The 6,050-nt window shown below is 39.4% G+C and carries 7 protein-coding genes; all 7 read left to right on the top strand.

Annotated elements, in window-relative coordinates:
- Positions 1 to 189: PhoH family protein (locus ON15_RS04725; protein WP_010580331.1), on the top strand; the 189-nt coding region annotated here is incomplete at its 5' end.
- Positions 189 to 665: an rRNA maturation RNase YbeY gene (gene ybeY, locus ON15_RS04720; protein WP_010580330.1), complete on the top strand. Its 477-nt coding sequence runs from the start codon at positions 189 to 191 to the stop codon at positions 663 to 665. The genes ON15_RS04725 and ybeY, both read left to right, overlap by 1 nt.
- Positions 649 to 1,053, top strand: a complete 405-nt coding sequence (locus ON15_RS04715) for a diacylglycerol kinase family protein (protein WP_100220259.1) — start codon at positions 649 to 651, stop codon at positions 1,051 to 1,053. Before ybeY ends, ON15_RS04715 begins: the two co-directional genes overlap by 17 nt.
- Before the next feature lie 13 nt (positions 1,054 to 1,066).
- On the top strand, positions 1,067 to 1,969 hold the full coding sequence (gene era / locus ON15_RS04710) for a GTPase Era (RefSeq protein ID WP_026049492.1): 903 nt from the start codon (positions 1,067 to 1,069) through the stop codon (positions 1,967 to 1,969).
- A gap of 20 nt (positions 1,970 to 1,989) precedes the next feature.
- On the top strand, positions 1,990 to 2,754 hold the full coding sequence (recO, locus tag ON15_RS04705) for a DNA repair protein RecO (RefSeq protein WP_010580327.1): 765 nt from the start codon (positions 1,990 to 1,992) through the stop codon (positions 2,752 to 2,754).
- Between the two features lie 281 nt (positions 2,755 to 3,035).
- The gene (gene glyQ, locus ON15_RS04700; RefSeq protein WP_010580326.1) at positions 3,036 to 3,953 is read left to right on the top strand and encodes a glycine--tRNA ligase subunit alpha; all 918 of its coding nucleotides are present in this window, start codon (positions 3,036 to 3,038) and stop codon (positions 3,951 to 3,953) included.
- On the top strand, positions 3,953 to 6,019 hold the full coding sequence (gene glyS, locus ON15_RS04695; RefSeq protein ID WP_010580325.1) for a glycine--tRNA ligase subunit beta: 2,067 nt from the start codon (positions 3,953 to 3,955) through the stop codon (positions 6,017 to 6,019). Before glyQ ends, glyS begins: the two co-directional genes overlap by 1 nt.
- Positions 6,020 to 6,050: the final 31 nt, after the last annotated feature.

Raw genomic sequence — 6,050 nt, 5'->3', positions numbered from 1 at the left:
CAAACTCAGATTGATTTACCTAAGGGTCATAGTCAAAGCGGTTTAATTGATGCCTGGGAGATCTTGCAAGGCTTACCGCGAATTGATTTTGTTAAGTTTGCAGCTGTTGATGTCGTTCGGCATCCAATTGTGGCTGAAATCATTCAAGCATATGCTAAAGAAGATGATGAAAGAAAGAGGCAAAAATAGTGGATTTAGAAATTTATGATGACACCAAACAAATAGATCCCGGGTGGATTGAATTAATTAAAGCTGTCCTTGAATATGCTGGCAATTATTTAAAATTGCCGGAGGATACTGAAATGTCAGTTACTTTAATGGACGATGAACACATCCATCAAATCAATAAAAAGTACCGCGGAGTCGATAAACCAACTGATGTAATTAGTTTCGCGATTGAGGAAACCGGTGATGAGGATCCAATAATTATTCCAGCAGATGCCGATTTTAGAGAACCTAAAAATATCGGTGATATTATGGTGTCAGTTGATAAAGTTAAAGAACAAGCTGCTTATTTGCAACATTCCGAGGAACGTGAATTAGGGTTTTTAGTGATTCATGGCTTTTTGCATTTAAATGGCTATGATCATATGAAACCGGAAGATGAGAAAGTAATGTTCAGTTTACAACGAAAGATTTTAGATGCTTATGGACTTAAAAGATAAAGAGCAACAACGGCGCTGGAAAAATCATAACTTTTGTCAATCGTTAAGGCATGCATTGACGGGTTTGAAGACTGTCTGGTTAGATGAGCGTAATTTTCGCTTTGATACTGCAGCGATGATGGTCGCAATTTTATTGGGAGTTTGTTTGAAACTTAGCTTGTATGAATGGTTATGGATTTGTTGGAGTATTATCAGTGTTTTGGCGAATGAAATTTGGAATACGGTCATTGAAAATGTTGTTGATTTAGTTACCAAGTTTCATAGTGATCCTTTAGCGAAAAAAGCCAAAGATATGGCTTCGGCTGCCGTTTTGTTGAATGCAATTTTTGCTTTGCTTGTTGGGGTGACAATTTTTGGCATAAAAATTTGGCAGTTATTTATTAGATAAAGGAGTAAATTTGATGGAATTAATGAAACATTCTGGTTTTGTGGCCATTATTGGCCGGCCTAATGTTGGTAAATCAACTTTTTTGAATCGAATTATTGGTCAAAAAATTGCTATTATGAGTGATAAGGCTCAGACGACGCGAAATAAAATCCAAGGAATTTACACGACCACTGATAGTCAAGTGGTTTTTATTGACACCCCAGGAATTCATAAACCGCAAAGTCAATTAGGAGATTATATGGTACAAGCAGCGCTGTCAACTTTAAATGATGTTGACGCGGTATTGTTTATGGTTAATGCAACCCAAAAGCGTGGTCGTGGGGATAACTTTATTATTGAACGGCTAAAGAAAGTCAACCAACCAATCTTTTTAGTGATCAATAAGATTGATCAGGTTCAGCCGAATGATTTGTTGCCATTTGTCGAGGATTTTCGTCAGGCACTTGATTTCCGGGAAATTTATCCAATTTCAGCTCTTGAAGGAATTAATTGTGAAGAACTTTTAGGCGCGGTGACTAATTTACTGCCGGCTGGACCACAATATTATCCAGCTGACCAGATTACCGATCATCCAGAACGCTTTATTGTTGCCGAATTGGTCCGCGAGCAAGTTCTAAAACTGACTCGGCAGGAAGTTCCACACTCGGTGGCGGTCGTGACTGAAAAAATCCAACGTCAGGATCAGCAAAAAGTTTTAGTTCAAGCGACAATTGTGGTCGAGCGTTCATCGCAAAAGGGAATCTTAATTGGTCGCGGCGGCAAAATGCTCAAACAAATTGGTACCCAGGCGCGTAAACAAATTGAACTATTATTGGGAGATAAAGTTTTCCTGGAACTTTGGGTCAAAGTTCAAAAAGATTGGCGTGATCGTAAAGTTGATTTGCAATCCTTGGGCTATCAGCCGGATGAAGATTGAGCATTAATGAGGTGACATAGATGGGTCAGACTCAGACAGCTGAATTTGCTGGAATTGTTTTTTTTCGCCGTGATTATCGAGAAAGAGATATGCTAGTTAAGATCTTAACTGATAATTTTGGTTTTAAAATGTTTTTCGTGCGAGGTGCGCGGAAACGGGGCTTTCGGCTGGGAGCTGCAATTTTGCCATTTACTCAGGCTAATTACTTTGGCGCCATTAGCACTAATGGTTTATCGTTTATCAATGCCGCTAAGGATGTCGAACACTATCAAAACTTGTTGCAAGATATTGAGTTAAATGCTTACGCAACTTATCTTTTAGAACTTGCAGCTGCGGCATTTGGTGATTCTCAGCCGCTGGGCGGTTGGTTTAGTCAACTTCAACAAGCATTGAGTTTAATTGATCGGCATTTTGATCCGGCAATTATTGTGAATATTATTGAAGTTCAACTTCTTAATTTTTTTGGCGTCAAACCAAATTTACAAGATTGCGTAATTTGTCATCAAACAACTGGTGCATTTGATTTTTCAGAAAGTTATGGCGGCTTATTGTGTGCCGCACATTTCCATTTAGATCCGCGACGAATGCACCTGGATCAACGAACATTGTATTTTTTACGGACTTTTGCGCAGCTTGATTTGCGACGTTTAAATTCGATTCATGTCAAATCAACAACTAAAAATAATTTACGTCAAGCTTTAGATCAAATTTATGATAATGAAGTTGGTTTAAATTTGAAATCACGGCATTTTTTAGAAGAAATGAAGATTTGGCCGAAACATTGACAAATTATTGTTCTTCGATTAAGCTAGTAGCGTAAAAGCAAAGATGAAAAAAGGTCAGCAGAATTGATCTTAGCGAGCCTGAATTGGTGTGAGCAGGCGATCAAAACTGATTGATTGGCGTTTTCGGAGCTTAGTTATCAATGAAGTTGCCGGTAAATAATCGGAAGTAGGGTGGAACCGCGGTTAAAAATCGTCCCTATGTAACCAACTTGGGTGGTTGCATAGGTTTTTTTTATGGTTAAGTTTTAAGTTGCAGTCATCCAAAATCAAGGAGGAAAATAATGGAAAAGCAGTTATCAATGCAAGAAATAATTTTAAGACTGCAGAAGTTTTGGTCACAACAAGGCTGTATGTTGATGCAGGCTTATGATACAGAAAAAGGTGCTGGAACGATGAGTCCTTATACTTTTTTACGGGCAATTGGCCCGGAACCGTGGAATGCGGCTTATGTTGAACCCTCACGTCGACCAGCAGATGGCCGTTATGGGGAAAATCCTAACCGACTTTTTCAGCATCATCAATTTCAAGTAATTATGAAGCCTTCACCAGCTAATATTCAGGATCTTTATTTGGATAGTCTGCGCTCATTAGGTATTGATCCACTTGAACATGATATTCGATTTGTCGAAGATAATTGGGAAAACCCATCAATGGGCTGTGCTGGTGTTGGTTGGGAAGTCTGGTTGGATGGAATGGAAATCACTCAATTTACATATTTTCAACAAGTTGGTGGCTTAGAAGTCAAACCAGTGGCTTCTGAAGTAACCTATGGCTTAGAACGCTTGGCATCATATATTCAAAATGTCAATTCGGTTTTTGATTTAGAATGGGGCGATGGGGTTCGCTACGGAGATATTTTCAGTGAACCAGAATATGAGCATTCAAAATATGCTTTTGAAACTAGTAACCAAGAGATGCTTTTCAAATTCTTTGATGTCTATGAGACCGAAGCTAAAAAACAAATTGCATTAGGTTTGATTCATCCTGCTTATGATTATGTTTTGAAATGCAGTCATACTTTTAATCTTTTGGATGCGCGCGGAGCAGTTTCAGTCACTGAAAGGGCTGGTTATTTAGCTCGAATCCGGAATTTAGCCAAATCAATAGCTAAGGCTTTTGTGGCAGAACGCAAGAAATTGGGTTTCCCATTACTAAAAGATGAGCAGCTGCGAGCAAAACTGTTAAAGGAGGATAAATAATGGCACATACATTTTTACTTGAAATTGGTTTGGAAGAAATGCCAGCTCATGTAGTTACCGCTAGTGCTAAACAATTAGTTGAGCGGATTACTGGATTTTTGCAGACTGAGCATTTAACCTTCGAAAAAATTGAAAGTTTTTCAACTCCGCGGCGGTTGGCTGTCAAAGTTGTCGGGTTGGCCGATAAGCAACCGGATGTTGAAGAAGAGGTCAAAGGACCGTCCAAAAAAGTTGCTCAACAGGCTGATGGCAGCTGGTCAAAGGCAGCAATCGGCTTTACTCGAGGTCAAAAATTGACGCCTGATGATATTTTTTTCCAAGAATTAAAGGGCACTGAGTATGCCTATGTTAAAAAGTTTATTCCAGGGCAAACTGCTGTTGAAATTTTACCCAAAATAAAAGAAGCTGTTACTGCGATGAACTTTCCAACCATGATGCGCTGGGGCAATCATGATTTTAAGTATGTGCGGCCAATCAGATGGCTGGTTGCTTTGCTAGATCAGCAGATAGTACCGTTTGCAATTTTGAAGATTAAAAGCGATCGAATTTCAGCAGGGCATCGCTTCTTAGGCCGATCGATCGAACTATCATCTGCAGCTGATTATCCAGCTGCTTTGGAAAAAGTTTTTGTAATTGCTGATGCGACTAAGCGCAAAGAAATGATCAAGCAGCAAATTGCTAAATTAGCTGCTGCCCAGCATTGGCAGATCGTGGTTGAGCCTGAGCTGCTTGAAGAAGTTAATAATTTAGTCGAATATCCAACAGTTTTTGCTGGTAAATTTGCGGCTAAATATTTGGAGATCCCTGAAGAAGTCTTAATTACTTCGATGCGGGATCATCAGCGATTCTTTTATGTCCGCGATCAACAGGGAAAATTATTGCCGAATTTTGTTTCTGTTCGCAATGGTAATCAAGATCACTTGGAAAACGTAATTGCTGGCAATGAAAAGGTTTTGACGGCTCGTTTGGAAGACGCTGCCTTCTTCTATCATGAAGATCAAAAATTAACGATCGCTGATTACACTGAAAAGTTAAAGAAAGTTATGTTCCATGATAAAATTGGCACGATCGCTGAAAAAATGCAGCGAGTTGGCAAACTAACCGCGGCTTTAGCTGCCCAGTTTGGTTTTAATCAGCAGGAAAAGCAACAAGTTGCCCGGGCGGCCAAGATTTATAAGTTTGATTTAGTAACAGGGATGGTTGGTGAATTTGCAGAGCTGCAAGGTGTCATGGGTGAAAAGTATGCACTCTTGCAGGGTGAAGATCCAGCAGTTGCTACCGCCATCAGGGAACATTATCTACCAATTGAAGCAGGTGGAGTTTTGCCAGAATCTAAAGTTGGCGCTTTGTTGGCGCTAGCTGATAAATTAGATAGTATCAGTTCATTTTTTGCGGTTGGGATGATTCCTTCTGGCTCAAATGATCCTTATGCACTTCGAAGACAAGCAGCTGGTTTAGTGCGAATCGCACTGGCTTTTAATTGGCCAGTTTCAATTACTTCATTAGAAGAATTAGTAGCAAAAATGGCCCAAGTAAATCGTGAACTATATCAAAAAAATCAGCCAGCTCATCTTGATGAAATGACTGCTTTTCTAAAAGATCGAATTCAGCAGCAATTAGCTAGCAACAATTATGATTTTGATGTGATTCAAGCGACAATTGCTGAAGCAAAAAATCCTTTTACCATGATTTTACAAGCTGCTGAAATTTTACAAACCCATCGAACTGATACCGATTTTAAAGGAACGATTGAAGCCGCCAGTCGAGTTTTGCGTTTATTGCGAAAAGCTGGCATTAAGTCCAATCAATCAGTTGACCCGGCATTATTTGAAAATGCCAGCGAGCAGCAGCTACAAACAGCGGTTGAATCTTTAACAGCTACCAGGGATCCTAAAGAATTATATCAGCAATTGCAGACTTTGCGGCAACCGATTACTGAGTATTTTGATCAAACAATGGTTATGGCTCAAGATCAAAAGCTACGGCGAAATCGCTTAGCTCAGTTAGCCCAATTAGCTAATATCTTACAACCGTTTGGTGATTTAACGGTTTTGAACGTCAAATGATTATTGAGTGAGACTTTGGTTGATTTTTTAG

The organism is Liquorilactobacillus vini DSM 20605 (assembly GCF_000255495.1).
GTDB lineage: Bacteria > Bacillota > Bacilli > Lactobacillales > Lactobacillaceae > Liquorilactobacillus > Liquorilactobacillus vini.
This window is presented reverse-complemented; position numbering and strand designations above follow the sequence as displayed.